General features: G+C 63.5%; 20 protein-coding genes and 1 pseudogene. 7 read left to right on the top strand and 14 right to left on the bottom strand.

Features of this window, described 5'->3' with window-relative positions; translation table 11 throughout:
• Nucleotides 1-2: 2 nt before the first annotated feature.
• The 3 genes from cobN to L6D64_RS08910 are packed head-to-tail and all read left to right on the top strand — an operon-like array spanning nt 3 to nt 5,435.
• A complete protein-coding gene (cobN, locus tag L6D64_RS08920) occupies nt 3-3,764 on the top strand; it encodes a cobaltochelatase subunit CobN (RefSeq protein WP_176506426.1) in 3,762 nt (1,253 codons plus the stop codon).
• A gap of 1 nt (nt 3,765) precedes the next feature.
• Nucleotides 3,766-4,767, top strand: a complete 1,002-nt coding sequence (locus L6D64_RS08915; protein ID WP_176506425.1) for a magnesium chelatase ATPase subunit I — start codon at nt 3,766-3,768, stop codon at nt 4,765-4,767.
• 35 nt (nt 4,768-4,802) lie between these two features.
• Complete coding sequence (locus L6D64_RS08910) at nt 4,803-5,435, top strand: vWA domain-containing protein (protein WP_176506424.1); 633 nt, start codon at nt 4,803-4,805, stop codon at nt 5,433-5,435.
• 115 nt (nt 5,436-5,550) lie between these two features.
• Here L6D64_RS08910 and L6D64_RS08905 read toward each other — a convergent pair whose 3' ends face one another.
• Nucleotides 5,551-5,817, bottom strand: a complete 267-nt coding sequence (locus L6D64_RS08905) for a hypothetical protein (RefSeq protein ID WP_054886513.1) — start codon at nt 5,815-5,817, stop codon at nt 5,551-5,553.
• 343 nt (nt 5,818-6,160) lie between these two features.
• Here L6D64_RS08905 and L6D64_RS08900 point away from each other — a divergent pair, with 343 nt between their 5' ends.
• Nucleotides 6,161-7,486 carry a sigma-54 dependent transcriptional regulator gene (locus L6D64_RS08900; protein WP_054886512.1) on the top strand — a complete coding sequence of 442 codons (1,326 nt, stop codon included), beginning with the start codon at nt 6,161-6,163 and terminating at the stop codon, nt 7,484-7,486.
• Here L6D64_RS08900 and L6D64_RS08895 read toward each other — a convergent pair whose 3' ends face one another.
• The 11 genes and pseudogenes from L6D64_RS08895 to L6D64_RS28455 all read right to left on the bottom strand — a co-directional run.
• The gene (locus L6D64_RS08895) at nt 7,487-9,688 is read right to left on the bottom strand and encodes an LTA synthase family protein (RefSeq protein ID WP_176506423.1); all 2,202 of its coding nucleotides are present in this window, start codon (nt 9,686-9,688) and stop codon (nt 7,487-7,489) included.
• Between the two features lie 120 nt (nt 9,689-9,808).
• Nucleotides 9,809-11,089: a coiled-coil domain-containing protein gene (locus tag L6D64_RS08890; protein ID WP_176506422.1), complete on the bottom strand. Its 1,281-nt coding sequence runs from the start codon at nt 11,087-11,089 to the stop codon at nt 9,809-9,811.
• A 47-nt stretch (nt 11,090-11,136) separates the two neighbouring features.
• The gene (locus tag L6D64_RS08885; protein WP_176506421.1) at nt 11,137-11,880 is read right to left on the bottom strand and encodes a hypothetical protein; all 744 of its coding nucleotides are present in this window, start codon (nt 11,878-11,880) and stop codon (nt 11,137-11,139) included.
• A gap of 42 nt (nt 11,881-11,922) precedes the next feature.
• Nucleotides 11,923-12,603, bottom strand: coding sequence for a C39 family peptidase (locus L6D64_RS08880; RefSeq protein ID WP_176506420.1), 681 nt, complete (start codon nt 12,601-12,603; stop codon nt 11,923-11,925).
• A 68-nt stretch (nt 12,604-12,671) separates the two neighbouring features.
• Nucleotides 12,672-14,162, bottom strand: a complete 1,491-nt coding sequence (locus tag L6D64_RS08875) for an autotransporter outer membrane beta-barrel domain-containing protein (protein ID WP_176506419.1) — start codon at nt 14,160-14,162, stop codon at nt 12,672-12,674.
• Nucleotides 14,163-14,213: 51 nt separating this feature from the next.
• The gene (locus tag L6D64_RS08870; RefSeq protein WP_176506418.1) at nt 14,214-14,804 is read right to left on the bottom strand and encodes an adhesin; all 591 of its coding nucleotides are present in this window, start codon (nt 14,802-14,804) and stop codon (nt 14,214-14,216) included.
• A gap of 1 nt (nt 14,805) precedes the next feature.
• On the bottom strand, nt 14,806-15,237 hold the full coding sequence (locus tag L6D64_RS08865; RefSeq protein WP_176506417.1) for a hypothetical protein: 432 nt from the start codon (nt 15,235-15,237) through the stop codon (nt 14,806-14,808).
• 297 nt (nt 15,238-15,534) lie between these two features.
• Nucleotides 15,535-16,086 (bottom strand): AAA family ATPase, encoded by a 552-nt coding sequence (locus L6D64_RS08860; protein ID WP_176506416.1) that lies wholly within the window; start codon nt 16,084-16,086, stop codon nt 15,535-15,537.
• Nucleotides 16,083-16,649 (bottom strand): nicotinamide riboside transporter PnuC, encoded by a 567-nt coding sequence (gene pnuC / locus L6D64_RS08855; protein WP_176506415.1) that lies wholly within the window; start codon nt 16,647-16,649, stop codon nt 16,083-16,085. The genes L6D64_RS08860 and pnuC overlap by 4 nt, the downstream gene beginning before the upstream one ends.
• A gap of 107 nt (nt 16,650-16,756) precedes the next feature.
• Nucleotides 16,757-17,491 (bottom strand): methyl-accepting chemotaxis protein, encoded by a 735-nt coding sequence (locus L6D64_RS28460; protein WP_371870289.1) that lies wholly within the window; start codon nt 17,489-17,491, stop codon nt 16,757-16,759.
• A gap of 138 nt (nt 17,492-17,629) precedes the next feature.
• Nucleotides 17,630-18,301: pseudogene (locus tag L6D64_RS28455) on the bottom strand (cache domain-containing protein); the annotation flags it as partial.
• Between the two features lie 389 nt (nt 18,302-18,690).
• Between L6D64_RS28455 and L6D64_RS08845 the strand changes: the two are divergent.
• Together L6D64_RS08845 and L6D64_RS08840 are read left to right on the top strand one after the other, a co-directional pair.
• On the top strand, nt 18,691-19,521 hold the full coding sequence (locus tag L6D64_RS08845) for an undecaprenyl-diphosphate phosphatase (RefSeq protein WP_176506413.1): 831 nt from the start codon (nt 18,691-18,693) through the stop codon (nt 19,519-19,521).
• A gap of 1 nt (nt 19,522) precedes the next feature.
• The gene (locus L6D64_RS08840; RefSeq protein WP_176506412.1) at nt 19,523-19,951 is read left to right on the top strand and encodes a DUF1294 domain-containing protein; all 429 of its coding nucleotides are present in this window, start codon (nt 19,523-19,525) and stop codon (nt 19,949-19,951) included.
• On the opposite strand, the gene L6D64_RS08835 is transcribed toward L6D64_RS08840, so the two are convergent.
• Nucleotides 19,952-20,311 carry an MmcQ/YjbR family DNA-binding protein gene (locus L6D64_RS08835; protein WP_176506411.1) on the bottom strand — a complete coding sequence of 120 codons (360 nt, stop codon included), beginning with the start codon at nt 20,309-20,311 and terminating at the stop codon, nt 19,952-19,954. It abuts the gene before it with no gap.
• A complete protein-coding gene (locus L6D64_RS08830) occupies nt 20,304-21,206 on the bottom strand; it encodes a LysR substrate-binding domain-containing protein (RefSeq protein ID WP_176506410.1) in 903 nt (300 codons plus the stop codon). Before L6D64_RS08830 ends, L6D64_RS08835 begins: the two co-directional genes overlap by 8 nt.
• Before the next feature lie 133 nt (nt 21,207-21,339).
• Here L6D64_RS08830 and L6D64_RS08825 point away from each other — a divergent pair, with 133 nt between their 5' ends.
• Nucleotides 21,340-21,951 (top strand): FMN-dependent NADH-azoreductase, encoded by a 612-nt coding sequence (locus L6D64_RS08825; RefSeq protein ID WP_176506409.1) that lies wholly within the window; start codon nt 21,340-21,342, stop codon nt 21,949-21,951.
• The last annotated feature ends 88 nt before the right edge of the window (nt 21,952-22,039 follow it).

The raw sequence follows: 22,039 nt of genomic DNA, 5'->3' as shown, positions 1-22,039 counted from the left end.
CCATGCACCTGCTGCGGACCCAGCCCGGCGGCTTCGTGCCAGACGACAGCATCGCCGACCTCGGCCAGACGCCCGCCGACCTGGTGATCCTCTGCAGCGGCGACTCGCACCTGGCACTGCTTGCCGAAACCGCCGAGCAGCTGCCAGACGATTTCCCCAGCCTGCGCCTGGCCAACCCGATGCAGGTGCAGAACCATGCCTCGGTCGACTTGTATGTCGACGAGGTCCTGCGCCATGCCAAGGTAATCCTGGTGTCGCTGCACGGTGGCGTCGGCTATTGGCGCTACGGCGTCGAGCAGCTGGTCGAACTGGCAACGCGGGGCGTGCAGCTGATCCTGGTCCCCGGCGATGATCGCCCGGACCCGGAGCTGACCGGCCTCGGCACGGTCATCGGCGAGCCGGCCGAGCGGCTCTGGCACTACTTGCGCCAGGGCGGCAAGCGCAACGCCATCAACCTCTTCAACTGCCTGGCCAACCAGTGGCTGGGGCGTGACTACCCCTGGGACGAACCGCAGCCTTTGCCGCGCACTTCGGTGTATCACCCGCGCATACCTGGCGCACGGCTCGAAGACTGGTACAGCCACTGGAACAGTGAGTATCCAGTGGCACCGTTGCTGTTCTATCGTTCTCACCTGCAGGCTGCCAACACCACATTCATTGATGTGTTCTGCGAGCGCTTGCAGGCCGCCGGCCTCAACCCGCTGCCCATCGCGGTGGCCAGCCTCAAGGAAAGTGCCTGCCTGGAGCAGGTCGAAGCCTGGCTGGACGAAGTAGGGGCCGAGGTGTTGATCAACACCACCGGTTTTGCCCTCTCCAGCCCGGAACGGCCCAACCTGCGCCCGTTCCGTCGTGATATCCCGGTGTTGCAGGCCATCTGTGCGCAGGACAACCAGCCCGGCTGGGAGGCCAGCGAGCAGGGCCTGGGTGCCCGCGACCTGGCCATGCACATCGCCTTGCCCGAACTGGACGGGCGCATCATCACCCGACCGGTCAGTTTCAAGGACATGGCCTGGCGCAGCGAGCGCAGCCAGTCCGATGTGGTCTGTTACCGTGCTCACCCCGAGCGCATGGACTTTGTCGCCGAGCTGGCACGGCGTTGGGTCGAACTGGCGCGCCTGCCCAATGGGCAAAAGCGCGTGGCCCTGGTGCTGGCCAACTACCCGACCCGCGATGGCCGTATCGGCAATGGCGTCGGCCTGGATACCCCGGCTGCCGCCCTCAACATCCTCAAGGCACTGCAGGCCGAGGGCTATCCGCTCGCGCAGCTGCCTGGCAGCGGCACGCAACTGATTCACCAGCTGCTGGGCGGGGTGACCAACGACCTCGAACAGCTCGACCAACGCCCGTGTGCCCAGAGCCTGAGCCTGGCGGACTACCACGCGGCCTTCGCACGCCTGCCAGAGGCCAATCGGCAGGCTGTGCTGGAGCGCTGGGGGCCGCCCGAGCAAGACCCGATGTACCGCGCTGGCCGCCTGATGGTCGCCGGCCTGCGCTTTGGCCTGACCTTCGTCGGTATCCAGCCAGCGCGCGGTTACCAGGTCGACCCCAGCGCGGTGTACCACGACCCGGACCTGGTGCCACCGCATGGTTACCTGGCGTTTCACTTCTGGTTGCGTCATGCCTTTGCTGCCGATGCCGTGATCCACGTCGGCAAGCACGGCAACCTGGAGTGGCTGCCCGGCAAGGGCGTCGGCCTGTCCGCACAGTGCTGGCCGGACGCGCTGCTCGGCCCGCTGCCCAATATCTACCCGTTCATCGTCAACGACCCGGGCGAAGGCGCCCAGGCCAAGCGCCGGACCCAGGCGGTGATCATCGATCACCTGATGCCGCCGCTGACCCGCGCCGAAACCTACGGCCCGCTGCGTCATCTGGAGCAACTGGCGGACGAATTCTACGAAGCCCAGCTGCTCGACCCACGGCGTGCACGAGAGCTGCAACGCGACATTCTCGAGCTGGTCAAGGCCAACCATATCGACCGTGAGTTGCAGCTGGAGGGCCAGCTGGACGATGCCGCGGTGTGGTTGCCGCGCCTGGATACCTACCTGTGCGACCTCAAGGAATCGCAGATCCGCGATGGCCTGCATGTATTCGGTCAGTCGCCGCAGGCGCGCCTGCGCCTCGATACCTTGCTGGCCTTGCTGCGCGTGGAGCGGGGCGATGGCCGCGGTGGCAATGCCAGCTTGCTGCGGACCCTGGCCAAGGCACTGACGCCGGGCTTCGATCCCCTCGACTGCGACCTTGGCGAGGCCTGGTCAGGGCCACGCCCGGCGATGCTGCAGGCCGTGCAAGCGGGCGCTTGGCGCACTGCTGGCGATACCCGCGAGCGCCTTGAGTTGCTTGCGCTGCGCATCATCGAACAGGCGCTGGAAGGGCCGGCGCAGCTGCCCGAGCAACCGCAATGGCAGCCGGTGCACGAGGTGCTGGACTCTCTGCGCGAGCAGGTCGCTCCTGACCTGGATGCGTGCGGCGCTGCGGAGATCAATGGGCTGCTGGCCGCGCTGTGCGGGCGGTTCGTACCGGCCGGTCCCAGCGGTGCACCCAGCCGCGGCCGCCTGGATGTACTGCCCACCGGGCGTAACTTCTACACCGTCGATGTGCGCAACCTGCCCACCACCACCGCCTGGCGCCTGGGGTTCGCCTCGGCCAACCTGATCCTCGAACGGCACCTGCAGGACCATGGCGACCATCTGCGCCAGCTGGGTTTGTCGGTGTGGGGCACGGCGACCATGCGCACCGGTGGCGACGACATCGCCCAGGCCATGGCGTTGATGGGGGTGCGCCCGGTGTGGGCTACCGGCAGCCAGCGCGTCGACGACTTCGAGATCCTGCCACTGAGCCTGCTCGACCGCCCACGGGTGGACGTGACGCTGCGCGTCTCGGGCTTCTTCCGCGATGCCTTCGGCAACCTGATCCGCCTGTTCGATGCGGCGGTGCAGGCAGTGGCGGCACTGGACGAGCCGGACGACCTCAACCCGCTGGCCGCGCGGGTGCGCAACGAACGCGCCAGCCTGCAGGCGCAGGGCGTGGATGCCGAACAGGTGGCGCGCCAGGCGGGATGGCGGGTGTTCGGGGCCAAACCAGGCGCCTACGGTGCCGGCGTGCAGAACGCCATCGACGGCCGCCTGTGGCACAGCCGTGAAGACCTCGCCGAGGTTTACCTCAATCATGGTGGCTACGCCTACGGTGGCCGCGATGAAGGCACCCCGGCGCGCGCCCAGTTCGCCCGGCGCCTGAGCCAGGTGCAGGCGGTGTTGCAGAACCAGGACAACCACGAGCACGACCTGCTTGATTCCAACGATTACTATCAGTTCCAGGGCGGCATGCTGGCCGCGTCGGAGACCTTGTCCGGTGGGGCAGTGGCCAGTTATCACGGCGATCACAGCCAGGTCGACCGGCCGCGGATCCGTACCTTGAAGGAAGAACTGAACCGCGTGATCCGTGCCCGTGCCTTGAACCCGAAGTGGATCGACGGGGCGAAACGCCATGGCTACAAGGGTGCGTTCGAGCTGGCCGCGACCGTCGACAACCTGTTCGCCTTCGACGCCACCACGCACCTGATCGATGACCATCATTACCAGTCGCTGGCCGATGCCTACGTGCTCGACCCGGCGACCCGCGACTTCATGCGCGAGCACAACCCCGAGGCGCTGCGCGACCTCACCGAGCGCTTGCTGGAAGCCCAGCAACGCGGGCTTTGGGAAGCCCCCGGTGACTATCGCGAGGCCCTTGAGGAACAGTTGCTCGACGGCGAGGAACAGCCTTGAAATGAGTGAACCCGTGCAATTCCCACTGGCGGCCGTGGTCGGCGCCGAGGACCTCAAACTGGCCCTGTGCCTCACCGCCATCGACCCGAAGATCGGCGGCGTGCTCATCGAAGGCCCGCGCGGCATGGCCAAGAGTACCTTGGCTCGGGGCCTGGCCGATCTGCTGGGCGAGGGCCCGTTCGTGACCTTGCCGTTGGGCGCAAGTGAAGAGCGTTTGATCGGGACGCTGGACCTGGATGCTGCGCTTGGCCAGGGCAAGGCGCAGTTTAGCCCCGGTGTGCTGGCCCAGGCCGATGGTGGCGTGTTGTATGTCGATGAAGTCAACCTGCTGCCGGATACCCTGGTCGACCTGCTGCTGGATGTGGCTGCCAGTGGTACCAACCGCATCGAACGCGATGGTATTTCACATCGGCACAGTGCCCGTTTCGTGCTGATCGGCACCATGAACCCCGAGGAAGGCGAGTTGCGCCCGCAATTGCTCGACCGCTTCGGCCTCAATGTGGCGCTCGATGGCCTGCCGGCTCCCGAGGCACGCCAGCAGATCATCCGTCGGCGGCTGGCCTTCGACAGCGACCCGCAAGCATTCTGCGAGCAGTGGGCCAGTGCCCAGGCGCAACTGCGCGAGCGCTGCCAGGCGGCGCGCCAGGGGCTGGCGGCGATTGCCCTGGACGATCAGGCCCTGGCCTGGATCACCGAGCGCTGTTTCGCCGCTGGTGTTGATGGCCTGCGTGCCGATCTGGTGTGGCTGCGCGCTGCCCGTGCACATTGTGCCTGGCGCGGTGGGCAGGCGATCGAGGAAGGGGATGTCGACGCCGTGGCCGAATTCGCCTTGCGCCATCGCCGGCGCACGCCGGCCGAGGTGCCAGCCTCTGCGCCGCCCGGTGCAGCGGATGGCCGCGACAGGCAGGGTGAGGGTGGCCAGGGTGATTGGGGCGCACTGCCGGCGCAACCGGTGAGCAGCGGCGCACGGCGAGAGGTGCCGAACTGGGCAAAAAAGCCCTGAGCATCCGCCAACCAGGTTTGAAGGGGGCGGATGCCATGCCCCGTGCCGGAAAACTGCCAGGTGCCAGCCGAGGCCGCAGCCGTGCAGCCTCCGCTGGCCGGGTGGCCTGGCTGCCGACCTTGCTCAAGGGCCGCCCGAGGTTGCGCCAGGACCTGTGCTGGCAGCAGCGCCAGGCGCAGGCCAATGAACTGTGGCTGGTGATCGTCGATGCATCGGCTTCCACCCGGCGCCACCAGGCGCTGGCGCAGTGCAAAGGCCTGCTCGCCGAGCTGTTCGACCAGGCCTATCGGCAACGCGCCCGCCTTGCGCTGCTCACGGCCAGCGGTGGCGCACCGCAGTGGCAGCGTCATGGCCTGAAGGCCTCGGCAAGCCTGCAGCCTTGGCTGCAGGCCCTCGGGGCTGGCGGCGGCACGCCTTTGATTGAAGCGCTCGACCAGGCCAGGCGCTGGTTGCAGGCCCGGCACAAAGCCCATCCCCACGAGTCGCAGCGCTGCCTGGTATTCACCGATGGGCGCCTGCAGCGCTGCAATGGCGTGCAGCCCATGCCTTGCGCAACGGTGCTGGTTGACATGGAATTGGCGCCAGTTCGCCTTGGCCGGGCGCACCAGTTGGCCACGCAATTACAAGCCGTCTATCAGCATCTTGAGCAATTCAAGGTAAAGCAGTGAATAAGGCGGGACGGGATGGGCGCGACACTATGTCGCAATAAGAAAGTTGCCTGGCAGGCCATCGCTAAGTTGCTCAAGTGCGTGCCGGGCACGCACTTGCAGAGGCGCAACGCGATTATTTCGGCATTGACCAAGGTTGCAGGTCGTAACCTTTCTGCGACAGTTCGGCGCGGACTTCCTCGATCAGGCTGGCCCACTGTGCAGGGTCCGAATAGATACGCGACGATACTTGTTTGCTGCCGATACGGGTGCTGGTCCGGTCGATCACCGCAAGGCTCAGTTCGCCTGTACCGTTGGGCGCATCCCAGGCAACGCACTGGAAGGGTTCGAATGCGTGGTCGGCAATCAGCAGTGCCTCGTTGACACGGAGCGGTGCATTCATGGTTCGGTCTCTCTATGGTCCCAAACAGCGAAATGAGGTCCGCGTAACTGCTACGTCGCTTCAAGTGTTATCGCGATCCGCAGCGCGGGGTTACTCGTACTGATGCTCCAAGTTAGGAGTGGAGTCACACAGCGCATGTAAATTTTTTGCCGGTTACAGATTTTTTGTTTCCCGGCGCCGCTGTGACGCCAATGCATATGAAAAATTCCCGAGCCGGTTTGGTTCGTCAGACTCCGGCAGACAAACGGTCGTGGGCAGCGTCAAGTTCGTTGCTACTGTTAATTCGGCGCCGCAACTTACTGTTTTAGCGAAAAAAACCAACAATTGGCGCCAAGGAACGGTCATGCACGAGACTGCCGCCCTGCGTCGCTTGCTCATCGTCGACCCCTGCGACGATTGTCACCGTCTGCTACCCGGCTTGGAGAGTGCCGGCTGGGAGGTTCACAGTTGTGGCCTGGATCAGGCCCTGGAGCACCGTTGTGATATTGGGGTGTTGCGCCTGCAGGCCTCTCACTTGCGGCATCCGGACGCGGTCAAGGACATGATCAAGCGCAGCAACACCGAGTGGATAGCCGTGCTCAACGCCGAGCAGTTGCGCATGCAGAACGTCGGTGACTTTGTCTGCGAATGGTTCTTCGATTTTCACACCTTGCCGTTCGATTACTCCCGCGTGCTGGTGACATTGGGGCGAGCATTCGGCATGGCCCGCCTGCGCGGCAAGGGCACGGTGAGGGTGGATGGGCTGGAGCATGAACTGCTCGGCGACAGCCGGCCGATCCTGGAGTTGCGCAAATTGCTCGGCAAGTTGGCGCCTACCGAATCGCCTGTGTTGATCCGCGGCGAGAGCGGCACCGGCAAGGAGCTGGTGGCGCGCACACTGCATCGGCAATCCCAGCGCAGCGAAATGCCGTTCATCGCCATCAACTGCGGGGCGATCCCTGAAAACCTGATCCAGTCCGAATTGTTCGGGCACGAGAAAGGGGCCTTTACCGGTGCCCATCAACGCAAGGTGGGGCGGATCGAGGCGGCCCATGGTGGCACCTTGTTCCTCGATGAAATCGGCGACCTGCCCCTGGAGCTGCAGGCCAACTTGCTGCGTTTTCTGCAGGAAAAACACATCGAGCGGGTAGGTGGAAGCCAGCCGATACCGGTCGACGTGCGGGTACTGGCGGCAACCCACGTTGACCTGGAAAAGGCCATCGAACAAGGGCGCTTTCGGGAAGACCTCTACTACCGGCTCAACGTGTTGCAAGTGGTGACAGCGCCGCTGCGTGACCGGCATGGCGACCTGTCGATGCTGGCCAATCATTTTTCCCACTTCTACAGCCTGGAAACAGGCCGCAGGCCCCGCTCATTCAGCGACCATGCGCTGGCAGCGATGGGGCGCCACAACTGGCCGGGCAATGTCCGTGAACTGGCCAACCGGGTCAGGCGCGGGCTGGTGCTCGCCGAAGGGCGCCAGATCGAGGCCCAGGACCTTGGCCTGCAGGGCCTGGAACAGGAGGAGCAGCCGCTGGGCACGCTGGAAGACTACAAGCACCGGGCCGAGCGCCAGGCGCTGTGCGATGTGCTGGACCGGCACAGCAATAACATGAGCATTGCCGCGAAGGTGCTTGGTGTATCACGGCCGACGTTCTACCGGCTGCTGCACAAGCACCAGATTCGTTGATCAGCTGGATTGGGCGATATGCCCGTCAGACAAGTCTTCCAGCGGCTCTTCCTCGCCAGGTAGCGCGGTGATCACGCTGAAATCACTGACCTCGACCTCGCCGCCGCCGTAGCCGAGCAGGTGGAAGGAAAACGCCTTGCGCATCGTCGGGTTATCGAACCCGAACTCGATTTCCAGCGGTTCGTCGGCCGTCACCCGGATCTCTTCGGGCAACCCCAGCGGCACATCCTGTTCCAACTCCTTGGCCTTGAGCTGAATATAGGCCGCGTGCTGGCGGTCCAGCGAACGCACCTTGACCCGCACCCGGGTGTGCGAGCCTTCGGGCATTTCCAGGTACTGCGCGCCGATCAGGTTGTCAGCCCAGTCGTCGCGTATGCGCGCGTGCAACTGAATGGCGGACGGGCCGCCGAACTGATAACGCAGGTTGAGCGGCGTCTGCAAAAGCGACTGGTCGAGCACGCCGGCCAGCGCGCCAATCTGCATACCCAGGGTGCTGTCGCCAGGGCCGAGGTAGCGGGCCTTGTCCGCGATGAAGCCTGGGCTGTCGTAGCGGCGGCAACGCTGCTGGAAATCGCACTCGGTGAAAACGCCCTTGCCGTCGTGGTAGCGCAGCATGCCGTTGGTGTAGGAAATCATCTCCCGGCCGCTGTCGTAATCGCGGAACAGCGAGCGCCCGCCAAGGGCGACCGGGATCGGCAGGGCAAAGTAGTCGAGCAGGGACGTGGCCAGGTCAACGTGGCCGTAGGTCCCGCGCTTGATGCGCGGCAATTGTGCTTGCTCGGGTGCCAGGGTCAGGTTGAAACCCCAGGACGAGGCCAGGCGTACGCCATCGATACCGTGGGACTCGTCCGAGGTGATCACCACCAGGGTGTCGTCGAGCACGCCCTGGCGTTCGAGGTTGTCGAGGAAGGCGCCGATCGCGTCATCGAGGTAGGCGACCGCCGCTTGCTTGGCGGTGTCGAAGCGCTGCAGGTAGTCATCGGGGGCGGAGTAGGGCTGGTGAGTCCCTACGGTCAGCAGGGTGAGCATCCATGGGCGGTCTTGCTGTCGCAGCTGGCCAACATAGTCCAGGGCGCCTTCAAAGAAGGCTCGATCATCCTTGCCCCAAGGGAATTCCAGGTAATTGTCGTTGCTGAACCACTCCAGGCCGTGCACCGAGTCGAAGCCGACATGCGGCATGATCCGGTCCTTGGCCATGAAGCGCAGGCCCGCGCCTTGCAGGTAGTGGGTGGTGAAGCCGGCCTGGCGCAGCTGTGCTGGCAGGCAGGCCTGGTTGCGCTGCTGCTGGGTGAGCAGTTCGACCCCCTTCGGTGTGCCGTTGGCCAGCTTGTCATAGTCGCCACACAGCATCGCGTACAAGCCGCGGATGGTCTGGTGCGTGTGCAACACGTAGTCCGGGGTGTTCATGCCTCGTTCCGCCCAGTGGCTGAGCTTGGGCATCAGGTCTTCATCGAAGCGGCTGTGCAGGGCCTGGCGGTTGGGGCGCACATAAGCGCCGGGGATGCCTTCGAGGGTGATCACCAGGAGGTTGCGGGCACGACCCGGGGCGGCCAGCAGCTTTTGCCCGCTCAGGTCATGCTGGGTCAGGCCGGCACTTGGCAACGGCGTGACAGCGGGCGCCCGACCGGCCCAGTGCTGGGCGTAGCGCTCCAGGTCGCCGACGGCCGCAGACAGCAGTTGATGAGCAAGCGTGTACTGGCGCCACTGGTCAGCGTCGCTGGGCGCCAGGTGCTGGCTGCCCCAGTGTGCAGCGAACAACAGCGCCGGGATGGCCCAGGCCTTGCGCGGGAGCTTCGCACCCGGCTGCCCGCGGCTGCGCCAGGCGCTCCCCAGCCAGACCAGCAGGCCGCCGGCGAGCAACAGGGGCAGCCAGGCATGGGCCAGACCGCCGCCGGTGGAGTTTTCCATGAATTGCGGGTCGAACAGATAGCTCAGGTCGGCACTGGTCGGCAGCCTGCCCACGGCGCTGACCAGCTCGGCCGAAGCCACCCACAGCGCGGCCCAGGTCAGCAGAACCGGCAGCGCCAGCCACCATGCGCGGCGCTGTAACAACAGCACCAGCAGACTCCCTAGCGCCAAATCCGACAGATAGCCATACGGGCTGGACCAGCCCAGCAGGGCGCGCACGACCAGGGGGATCACCAGCACCAGAGTTGCCAGGGCGAGCAGCCGGGTGCGTGGTGGGCCTTGCAGGTTTTTCACGAAACTTTCCTTTTTGCCATGAAATCGTCACACATTTGTGCGCGATGATAACAGGCCGATTCCCGGAAAGCCGTTGGCTACAAGGTTGGTAACCAATTGGGGCGCGATGCGCCCCGCATGTCAGAAGTAATACGGGAACTTCAGACTAAAGGAAAAATCCGGTGCATCGTCTGTCAGACCAATCGACAAGTTCGGCACGATCGTCAGGTTGTTGGAGGCAGCAAAGGTCAGGCCGACGTTGAAGTTGGCGGCGTTATAGTCGCTGTTGGTGATCGATTGCCAATCGCCGCCATCGGGCTTGATCTTGCTCTTGCGGGCGAACTGATCGGTGACCGAGAACGACATACTCATCTTCTCGTTGAGGGCAAAGGCAATACCCCCACCGATCTGCCAGGAATCGCCGAGTTTCACATCGCCCGGCACCTTGGTGTTTACCTGGGGACTGATGTCGCTGAACGAGTCCTGCATGTTGTAGGTGTACGACAGGCTGCCGAACAGCACGGCAGGGTCAAAGGTCTTCACCAGCGACACGCCCGGGGTAATGGCCCACACCCCGTTGCCGGTCGGCAGGTCCTCTGGCACCGCCAGGTTGTCGTTGCCCGCCACCTGTTGCAGCTTGATGCCGTACGGGTCTTTGCCGGTTGGCGCCTTCACGCGCAAGGTGGCAACGGCATCCGGCCAGGTATCCGACTCGTCGAGGAACTTGTAGGCGATACCGAAGTTGACGTCGCCGAGGGTCGGGTCACGGGTGACCGATGCGTCGGAGGTGGTGCCGGCGGCGCCGCCTGCCCCTCCGGAGGAATAGGTGGAGTCGCGGTAGACGATGGGCACGTTGATGTCGAACTGCCAACGCTGGTCGACGTTGTAGCGCGCGGTCAGGTCCAGGGTCCAGTTGTCCGCCTTGATGCGGTCGATGTTGATGTTGCCAAGGAAGATCGAGTCCAGTGCCAGAAACCCGTTGAGGACGAGGGCGCGGGTATCGTAGTGGGTGTAGGTGAGCCCGGTTTCGACGCTGAACTTGCCGCCACCGAAGAAGCCGCTGGCCTCGTCATACAGGTTGGACACGCTTTGCGCCGGTTCCGAATTGTCCTGCAGCGACTGCCCATACGAGGCGCCACTGCTGCCTGGCGTACCCGTGGCCACGGTCTGGCCGCCTTTCACGCCCTCTGCGGGGGACCTGGTCAGGCGCTTTGGTTGGGGCTGGGCGGGAGCTTCCTCGACCTGCTTGAGCCGCTGTTCCAGCACCATCAATGCGTTCTGTTGGGCCTCGTAGCGCTGTTTCAGCGCTATCAGTTCCTGTTTGAGTGCTTCGACCTGAGGGTCGGTTGCCGCCTGTAGCAGAGTGGCCGGGGCCATTGTGGTAAAGCAAACGAGAGCTCTGAACGTCGACAAACGGTGCATGGATTAGCCGTCCCTTCTGACTACTTACGATGAGACTTGAGCGTAGATCAGTATCCGAGATTGCGAATGCCTTTAAGCTGCTCAAGATTGGCGCCCACGGAACCGGCCATCGGTGCACTGTCGCGGAGCACGACATTGAGTGAAGTCAGGTTGCTGACCCGGTTGCTGGCACCGAGCAGGGTGGTGTTCTGCATCAGCCCACCTTGGCCCAGGCTTTGTACCGAGTTGCCCTGGTTGCCGTTGGCGACGATATTCATCTGTACGCCGGTTCCCGTGGACGACACGCTCAAGGTGCCAGCGCCATTGCTGCCGACCAGCGTGGCGCCTGCAGCCAGGGCCTGGCCTTGCGGTTGACTGGCCGGCGCTTGGTTGCCTTTGGTGACATTGATGTCGACATTGTTGTTGGCTGCGTTGAAGTCACCGGCAGCACGTACCACCTGGGTCACCCCTTGGGTCGTGTTGAGGCCGCTGCCACCGCTGACGGTACCGGTGCCGGTGCTGGTGTGCGCGCTGCCAGTGCCTTTTTCATCGATCATCGAGACGTAGAACTGTGGCTTGAGGGTCGACTGCTGCACCTGCATCGCCGAGGTTGCGCCAATCACTTCGCCATTGGCGTTCTGCCAGGTGCTGGTCATGACGATGCCAAAGCTCACGATCCGCCCTGGCATCACATAGCGGCCACGCAGGTTGGCCAACTCCTGGTCCTTCAATTCGATCGGTTTGAACGTTTCTGCATGGGTTGGCAGGCTGGCAGCCAGGCAAACCACTGCCAGCCAGAGGGAAGTCTTCATGGGGTCTCCCTGAGCGTCTTGCCCTGCGTCATTGAAAAGTCGTTAGAAGAAGTCGCTTTGAATGAAACCAAAGTCCATCAACTCTGCATCCGGCACCGGCGTGAAATTGCTGATGCGGTTCTTGGCGCTCAGCGGCAGCGGTGGGTCGAGCAGGATGTTGTTCTTGTCATAGCCCTTGCCGATCACGGCGAAGATGATGCCGTTCCAGCCTTTGACGAAGTCGTCGAGCTTGAAGCGCTTGTGCCCCAGCACCGGGTCACCGATATACACCCAGCCTCTGTCGACCTTCTGCATCACCACGAAGTGCTTGTAACCGCGGATATCCATCAGCACCACCACCGGGATGCGGATGCTGTTCAGGGTGTCGGGGGCTACCTTGTAGCCGCGTGCCCGCATGCCCAGGCTTTCCACGTAGTGCTTCATGTCGAGCATCGAGAAGCCTTGGGTTCGGACCAGGTCTTCATTGGCATGGGCCAACATACCCTCGATCACCTGGTTTTCATCCACGTCCAGCCAGTAGGCTTGGCGCAGGATGGTCGCCAGCGAGGCCGCGCCACAGCTGAAGTCGGTTTTCTGCTGGACCAGGTCGGCGAACTTGCGCTCGCGGATGCTCTGGACCGGCTTGTAGATCACCGCACCACCCGGCAGCACGGACAACGGCATCTGGGTGGCTTCGCCGACGCTGGCGATGCACAGCAGAAATGCCAAGGCGAAAATGCGCATGTTCGACGCCCCCTGCCTTCTTCTTGTTGGAAAGAGGCTCCCCGAAGGGAGCCTCCAGACCGCAGTGGTTACATCGAGGTGTTGGAGATGGCCAGCGAGTTGCTCTGCTGGTTGCCTACACCCGCTGCCACGTTCACGCCCAGGTTGCCGCTGCCACCGTTCACCGAACCACTCAGGGTGGCGGTGTTGGTCACAGGGTTGGCCCAGCCGGTCGGGGTCAGCACCTGGAACGACACGGTGTTGCTCAGGGCATACTCGCTAGACTCGCTGAAGCTCTTCGAGATGCTGTCCGACGATTGCGACGCTTTCTCGCCAGCTTTCTCGTAGGCCGAGGCACTGGCTTTTTCCCATGCCGATGCGTTGGCCTTCTCGTAGGAGGTATCGCGAGACTTGTCGTAGGACGAGTCATGGCTGCGGTCATACGAAGAGTCGTAGGCTCTGTCGAAAGAGGAGCTCAGCGACTTGTCGAACGACGAATTGCTGGACGATTGATGCGACTTGTCGACCGATGCATCCAGCGAGGCGCTGAGCGATGCGTCGAAGTCCGAACTACGCGAGCGCGTGAAGTTGCCGAAGGTTTGCGACGACGAAGCGCTGCCATTGGCGCTGGCATCGAGCGATGCGCTGACCGTGGTGTTGGAAGAAGAGCTGTGGTCGCGGCTGGAAGAGCCGTTTGCAGCCCAGTTGTTGGAGCCGCTGGCGGTCGAACTGTTGCTGCCGCTGGCGCTGCTGCTGTTGGAGCCGCTGGCGGTCATGCTGGTCGAACCGCTGGAGCTGCTGCTCTTCGAACCGCTGGCGCTGGCGCTCTGGCTACCCGACGCGCTGTAGCTGGAGCTGGAGCTCTTGTCGACGCTGGCATCGAAGGAGCCGCTACGCGAGGCCGAACCACTCGAAGACGTGGTGAACGACAGCGTATCAATGGTGTAGGTCCGGTCGGCACGGTTGTTCACGGTCAAGCCAGGGCCGTTCTGATCGGCCGAAGCAGTCGCGCTGGAGTTACCGATAGGCGCTGCGTTGTTGGCGATGGCCATGGTATTTTTCTGCTGGTTCAGGTCGCCACCAGCAATGTTGATACCAATGTTGCCGCTGCTGCCATCGGCCGAGCCACTCATGACGGCGGAGCTTCGGGTCGACCAGTTATTGACGGTGTTGTTGTTGCTGCGCTGCGTCACTTCAGCGTTCGCAGTAGCGGTGCCGAAGACAAAGCTGTTGTCGATGTCGGCATTGTCGGAGGAAGTATTGGCGATGGCTGCGGCATTGTCTTGCTGGTTGCCGTTACCTGCCGCCACGTTGACACCCACGTTGCCGCTGGCGCCAGCACCTGAACTGCTCATCTCGGCTTCGTTGATGGTGCCTTCGTTGTGGATGGTGTTGCCAGTGCTTCGCTGGGAATCAGTGGCTTCAGCAGAAGCACTGGTGAACACAGCCCTGTCCATTTGCCGGTGGTGGTTATTGTGATTGTCGTGTCCGCGACGATTGTTCTGATCCGCTTGTGCAGCAACAGCCATGACCGCAGCAATTGCGAAAACCAGAGGCTTGATTGCCATCGAGGGTTTCATGGTGTTTCTCCGTCTTTAGGTTAAGTGTTGTTCTTACCTGTACCTTCCGGGTCAGTTCGCGACCCTTACGCTCAGGGTGTTTGCCGTCTGGTTGCCCACCCCGGCGCTCTGATTCAGCTGGATGACGCCGCGGCTACCGGTGAATGCCTGGTCACCGGTGGTGATATGGCGATAGCCGGGTGAGGTATCAGCTGGATCGGAGCTGTTGATCAGCGCCACGTTCTGTTGCAGCAGGACGCTGTCATCGATGCTTTGCGGTTGTGTACTGATGCTGATGCGCAGGGCATTGGCCTGCTGGGTGGCAGCCCCCGCGCTCTGGTTGACGCCCAGGGCGCCGCTGCCATGGCTGAAGGCATTGCCCTGAATGCTGGCGCTGGCGCCCATGTTAGGGTCGACGATGGACGACTGGCGCTGGCGGATCTGGGTGCTCGCATTGGCCTCGTGGCCGGTGGCTATTGCCCGTGCGTTGGCTTGTTGCTGGCCATCGCCGGCGGCCTGGTTGACGCTGAAGTTGCCTTGGTACTGTGCGCCGGAATTGTCGATGTTGGCGTCGTTGAGCACCGGAACCGGCGAAGGCATGGGGGCTTGCGCCAGCGCCGAGGCACTGCTCAACAGGGCCAGGAGAAACAGCGTCTGCCTCATCTCATTTACCTCCCGTGAGGATCTGCAGTGGGGCAAGACCCCGCTGTACGCTTGAGTTGACCATGTTGGATATGCCGTTGCCCGAACCCGTCCCGCGGCCAGCAGCCTGGTTCGTCAACTGCGTCTGGTTGCCGATGTGGCCGCCAAGGTTGCCGGTCGGTTGGGTGATCAAGGAGGAAATGCCCGTGCCGCTGGTGATGCTGGCGAAGTCACCATCGCTCAGTTCGTTGGTCTGCTTGAGCACTTGCGCTGAGGGGTTGGCGTTGGCGGTGGTGGGGTAGGGGTCGGGCGCCAAAGGGGCGCGAATGGCCATGCGCGGCTGCACATCGCGGGTGATCACGATGATGCCGTTATCAGCCTGCACGCAGAGCGCCGAACCCAGTGCACAGCCGACCAGCAACAGGCGAAAAATGCCTTTATCCAGTTTCCCCATGACGGCGACTCCTTCTTCGAGCGCTGGTCTTGTTCAGCGGTGCGAAGGAGGAGAGCGAAAGCCGTGCCGGTTTTGGATTTCCGATAAGAATCAGTGTGTTGAGCGCATTGCCTGAACAAACTGTGAATTTGCTGTATCAACGCTGAGACAGATTTTCAGTGAAAGCGCGTTTGGCCCAGCATTTGCGTTACCCGAAGGGCCTTTTTCACGAATGTTTCACAGCCTTGACACTGCCCCCATAAATGGCTTTGAGCCCGCAGAAACAGGGGCTTGGCCTTAGCCGGGTGTGTCATGGGATTAACACTCGGTGGGGCAGAGCGGGGTTTTCCCCTGCAGCAGGCGCTGAACCGCCAGCAGGGCCGCGGCGCTGCGTTGCTGCCAGTCGCCTTCAATGATCTGCAGCGGTTGCCCGTGGCGCTCCAGCCAGCGACGGCTGTCGTCGAAAAACGCCTGGCGGTCGGCAAGGGCTGGCTGGCTGCGCTGGCCATCGTCGACCCAGCCTACGCCTTGCGGGCTGAGCAGCAGATGCAGGTCGTAGCGGCGGGCAAGCAACGCCTGCTCCAGCCAGGGCGGGCACGCGGCGAACAGGGCCTGGCTCCACAGCATGTTGCTGAGCAGGTGGGTATCGAGGATCAGCAGTTCAGGCGCCTGCTGGCGGGCCTGGTCTTCCCAGGCCAGCTGGCCGCGGGCGATGGTGGGGATATCGGCATAGCAGGTGTCGCGGCATTCCTGGTCGATGAAGTAGCGAACGTATTCGGCCACCACGATGCCGCCGAAATGCGCCTGGATTTCACCGCTGAGCCAGCTTTTGCCGCTGGATTCGGGGCCGCACAGCACCAAGACCTTCATGCGTGCCCCACGGCCGGGTCACGGCGCCATTCCAGCCAGCCGCGTACCGCGATCAGGGTCAGTACGGCAAAGAAACCTGCCGTGAAGTACAGCTGCTGGTGCAGGTACTGGCCGACATAGACCACGTCCACCACGATCCACAGCGGCCAGCACTGCAGGCGCTTCTGTGCCATCCACAGTTGCGCAACCAGGCTGAAGCCGGTCAGCGTGGCATCCAGCCAGGGCAGGGCGGCATCGGTCCAGCTGGCCATCGCCGCACCGAGGGCCACGCTCAGCAGCAGCCCTGCCAGCAACCCGCCGAACAACGCCCGGGTTGGCAGGCGCGAGACCTGGCGAGCGTCCTCGACCCGGTCCGGGCGCTTCCATTGCCACCAGCCATACAGCTGCAGCACGGCGTAGGCCAGCTGCAGCAGCATGCCCGAGTACAGCTTCACTTCGTAGAACAACCAGCCATAGATCAGCACCATGACCAGGCCGATCGGCCAGCACCAGGCATTCTGTTTGACAGTGAGCCACACGGCGGTGACGCCGAGCACGGCGGCGAGGAGTTCGAGGCCGGACATCGGCGATCCCAGGTTGGCAAAGGGCGCCGATTGTAGCGTGTGCAGCGCAGGAGGTGTAGCGCACAACCCGCAGCGGCCCGCCTGGCGGGCCGGTGATCACGCCCGGTTCAGACGCGGAATTGGCGCAATAGTTGTTCAAGCTCCTCGCTCAGCTGCCCAAGCGCCATGCCGGCGTCGCTGGACTGGCGCGCGGCATCGGCGGTCTGCTGGGACAAGCTGGCGGTGTCCAGCACATTGCGGTTGATCTCCTCGACCACCTGCGACTGCTGCAAGGTGGCACTGGCGATCGACGCATTGAGTGCCGTGAGGTTATGCAACGCCTGGCTGATGGCAACGAGGCTGGTGCCGGCCTCGCGGGCCTGGTGCACGGTCTGGCGCGAGGCCTCGCTGCTGGTATCGATGGCTTTGACCGCGGCATCGGATTGGCCTTGCAAGTGCTCGATCATGGTGTGGATTTCGGCCGTCGACTGCGCGGTACGTTGCGCCAGCAGGCGGACCTCGTCGGCAACCACGGCAAAGCCGCGGCCCTGTTCGCCAGCGCGAGCGGCTTCGATGGCAGCATTGAGGGCCAGCAGGTTGGTCTGTTCGGCGATAGCGCGGATCACTTCCAGCACCCCGCCGATCTTCGTGCTGTGCCCGGCCAGCTCCCGGATCACCTGCACGGCCTGTTCGATGGTCACCGAGAGCCGGTCGATCTGCTGCAGGCTGCCGTGAATGGCCTGCTGGCCGTGTTCCACCTGCTGCTGCGCGGCGCGCATCTCAGCGGCGGCCTGTTCGGCGGTCTTGGCCACGTCCTGCACGGCATAGGTGACTTCGTTGACCGCCGTCGCCACCTGGTCCATCTGCTGGGACTGCTGGGCGCTGTGCTGCTGAGCAGCGCCAGCGTTGTCGCCCACATGCCCGGCCGACTGCGCCAGGGCATGGGCGGCACCCTGAAGCTGGCCGATTACCCCCTGCAGTTTGCCGTTGAACTGGTTGAAGTGCTGGCCCAGGTGGGTGATCTCGTCGTGGCCGTGGGTGTCCAGGCGGCGGGTCAGGTCGCTTTCGCCGCTGGCGATGTTGCCCATCGCCTGCACCGCTTCCTGCAGCGGGCGGGCAATGCTGCGGGCAATCAGCATGACCACCAGGGCCATCAGCACGGCGATGGCCAGGCCGACCAGTGAGGCATCACGCAACTGACGGGCGAATTCGGCTTGCACATCGTCGACGTAGACGCCGGAACCGATGATCCAGCCCCAAGGCTCGAACAGCTGGATATAGGAGGTCTTGGCCACCGGCTCGCTGGCGCCCGGCTTGGGCCAGCGATAGTCGACCGGGCCGGCACCCTGGCTGCGGGCGAGGGCCACCATCTCGTTGAACACGGCGAAGCCGTCCGGGTCGCGAATGGCGGAGAGGTCCTGGCCATCGAGCTTGGGGTTGGCAGGATGCATGATCATCTTCGGCCCCAGGTCGTTGATCCAGAAATAGTCGTTCTGGTCGTAGCGCAGCGCCCGCACCACTTGCAGGGCCTGCTGCTGCGCCGCCTCGCGGCTGAGCGTACCGGCGGCTTCCAGGCCCTGGTAATAGGCCAGTACGCCAGCGGCGGTCTGCACCACGTGGCGGGTTTTTTCCGCCTTGGCCTGGTACAGATCGCCATGGATCTGGCGCAGCATCAGCAGGCCGAGCATCACCAGCATGCCCACCGCAACCACCAGAATCAGCCATAACCGACGGCTGATCGACATCGACCGCAATGCCTTCATCGAATCCTCTCCTGCATTGTTCTTCTTATTCAGGTGCATCCAAGCATGCTTTGCAGATGGCAGGCACTCGACTAATGGCTAAGTGCTAGTTATTGGCTACTCTGCCACAGGCCGAGCGCGCGTTTGCCTTGCCGCTTTGATAGGATCTCGGCCGGGCAAGATGAAACCTTTAGCCAAGGTGAACTTTTCCACTGGCGTAGGTCCCAGAAGGCGCTGTAAAAAGGCCGCGCCGCGTGCGGCAATCACAAGCAAATCAAGAATAAGGGGCCTGCAAGCAGCAGTGCTTCATCGGGGGAATGATGGATTTTTGGACTGCCTTCCAGGCAATCATCTTAGGCGTGGTCGAGGGGCTCACGGAGTTTCTGCCGATTTCCAGTACCGGTCACCAGATCATCGTCGCCGATCTGATCGGGTTTGGTGGCGAACGGGCCATGGCGTTCAACATCATTATTCAGTTGGCGGCGATCCTGGCGGTCGTGTGGGAGTTCCGCAGCAAGATTCTCGAAGTGGTGTTCGGCCTGGCCAACCAGCCGAAGGCCCGGCGCTTTACCGGTAACCTGCTGCTGGCGTTCATGCCGGCAGTGGTGTTGGGTGTACTGTTCGCCGACCTGATTCATGAATACCTGTTCAACCCGATCACCGTGGCGACGGCGCTGGTCATCGGTGGCGTGATCATGCTCTGGGCCGAGCGTCGCCAGCACACCGTAGCGGTCGACCATGTTGACGACATGCGCTGGACCCACGCCTTGAAGATTGGCTTCGTGCAGTGCCTGGCGATGATCCCGGGTACCTCGCGCTCGGGTTCCACCATCATCGGCGGCCTGTTGTTTGGCCTATCGCGCAAGGCAGCCACCGAATTCTCGTTCTTCCTGGCAATGCCGACCATGGTCGGCGCAGCGGTGTATTCGGGCTACAAGTACCGCCATCTGTTCGAACCCAGCGACCTGCCGGTTTTCGCCATCGGTTTCGTGACCTCGTTCATCTTCGCCATGATTGCTGTGCGGGCGCTGCTGAAGTTCATCGCCAACCACAGCTACGCGGCGTTTGCCTGGTACCGCATCGTCTTTGGCCTGCTGATCCTGGCGACCTGGCAGTTCGGCTGGGTCGACTGGGCGACGGCGCACAGCTGACATGGCGCGGGCACCGCACACGGCGCCACGCGGCGCTGGACACACGCAGAGCGTGCGCAATGCGCGCATCAAGGGGTTGCTGCTGGCCGTGCTGTGTCTGCTGCCAGGGCTTGGCGCGGCGAAGATGGGCTGGAACGGGCAGAACTGGGTACCCCTGGCGATGTACCCGCTGGTCAGCCTGATCAGCCTGCTGTTGTACTGGCAGGACAAGCGCCAGGCCCAGGGCGATGCCTGGCGCACACCAGAAAAGGTCCTGCATGCCAGCGAATTGCTGGGGGGCTGGCCCGGCGCACTGGTCGCTCAGCAACTGTTCCGACACAAGACGCGCAAATGGTCCTACCAGCTGGTGTGCTGGGGCATCGTGCTGCTGCACCAGGTGTTCTGGCTCGACTACCTGTTCCTCGGCAGCCGTTTCCTGCCTTTCAACTGATCAGCCCCGCAGGCCTGCCTGCAAACGTCTTGGCAGCCGCCGCACCACCAGTTGGTGCGAGCGCTGGAGCAAGTCGCACAGTTCTTCACGGCCCATCGGGTAGGGTGGCGCCATGCTGATCCATTTCGCCCGTGCCAGATAGGGTGCGGGCCGCACACCCGGCCGGTCGCAATAGCCCAGGAACAACTCATCGGCCACCTTGAACGACAACCCGGCGCCAGCCAGGTCGAGCACCGCGAACATCTTGTTGCCGGCTACGGAAAACACCCGGACGCCGCCCCATTTGTAGTCTTCCCGCGCACCCGGCAGGCTCAGGCAGAACGCCGCCACCTGGTCTTCGCTGATCTTGTGCCTAGACATAACGCTCCCCACATGCCTCGAACGACGCCGCCAGGTGGTCTATCCATGCCCGCACGGCCGGTAACAAGCCACGCCGATGAGGGTAGACCGCCTGCAGGTAGCCGCCAGGCAAAGACCAGTCCGGCAGCAGCTTCACCAACTCGCCACGTTCCAGCTCCTCTTCGCAGAACATGCTGGGCAGAGCGGTAAATCCCAGCCCGGCGCGCACGGCAGCGTTACGCACGACAAAATCGTCAATCGCCAGGCGTGGCTCCAGGGCGATTTCCTGTTGCCGGCCATTGGGCCCGAACAAGCGAAAGTGCACCAGCCGATCGGCTTCGGCGGCTCCCAGCACGGGCAATGTGGCCAGTTCGGCGGGCTCGCGCAGGTGCTCGGCAAAGCCCGGCGCTGCCACCAGTTGCATTTGCGCCTGGCGCAGCCGGCGAGTGACCAGGGCCGGGTCCTCGTCGCCCAGGTCGCGCACGCGCAGGGCCACGTCGATGCCTTCGGAAATCAGGTCGACCCGGCGGTTGAGCAAGACCATGTCCAGTTGCACCTGTGGATACTGCTCGAGAAAGCGGCTGATGATGTCCGGCAGAAAGGCATGGGCCAAGGCCACCGGGCACGACACACGCAGCCGCCCGCGCGGCTCGCTGCTCATGCTCGCCACCACCTCGTCGGCAGCCTCGGCCTCAAGCAGCATGGCCTGGCAGTGGTGCAAGTAGCGTTCACCCACGGCAGTGAGTTTGAGCTGGCGCGTGGTGCGCTGCAGCAAGCGGGTGCCGAGGCGTTCCTCCAGTTCGGCGATGCGCCGCGACAGGCGCGACTTGGGGATGCCCAGCTGGCGACCGGCGGCAGCAAAACCGCCGGCTTCGACTACCTGGGCAAAATAGAAGAGGTCATTGAGGTCTTGCATGGTACCGGCTCACTGTTCTACCTGTGGGACAAACTAACGCATTTTTAGCGACTTTTCAGCTATTCGTCGTCCCGGTAGGATTCTTTCCATCGTGATCGCCCACCGCTGCGGTCTTCACTCACAGGAGAGTCCCATGAAACTGTTGCATATCGATTCGAGCATCTTGGGCGACAATTCCGCCTCTCGCCAACTGAGCCGCGAAGTTGTCGAAGCCTGGAAAGCTGCAGACCCAAGCATCGAAGTGGTCTACCGTGACCTGGCCGCCGACGCCATCGCCCATTTCTCGTCCGCCACCCTGATGGCGGCCGGTACCCCGGAAGAAGCCCGTGACGCCGCGCAGGCCTTCGAGGCCAAGCTGAGCGCCGAAACCCTGGAAGAATTCCTTGCGGCCGACGCCGTGGTGATTGGCGCGCCGATGTACAACTTCAGTGTGCCGACCCAGCTCAAGGCCTGGATCGACCGTGTGGCCGTAGCGGGCAAGACCTTCCGTTACACCGAAGCCGGTCCGGAAGGCCTGTGCGGCAACAAGAAAGTGGTGCTGGTCTCCACCGCCGGTGGCCTGCACGCTGGCCAGCCGACCGGCGTCGGCCATGAAGATTTCCTGAAGGTGTTCCTCGGCTTCATCGGCATTACCGACCTCGAAGTCGTCCGCGCCCACGGCCTGGCCTATGGCCCGGAGCACCGTACCCAGGCCATCGACGCCGCCCAGGCGCAGATTGCCAACGAGCTGTTCGCCGCAGCCTGATCCTCTGGCGACAGACAAGCCGGCTGGCGCTCCATGCGCCAGTCGGCTTTTTTTCATCCAGTTTTCATGTGCCGTTGGCCGTGCCGGT

It is taken from the genome of Pseudomonas urethralis (assembly GCF_021602465.1).
Lineage (GTDB): Bacteria > Pseudomonadota > Gammaproteobacteria > Pseudomonadales > Pseudomonadaceae > Aquipseudomonas > Aquipseudomonas vlassakiae.
The sequence above is the reverse complement of the archived record's forward strand: the minus strand, read 5'-3'. Positions and strand labels throughout refer to the sequence as shown.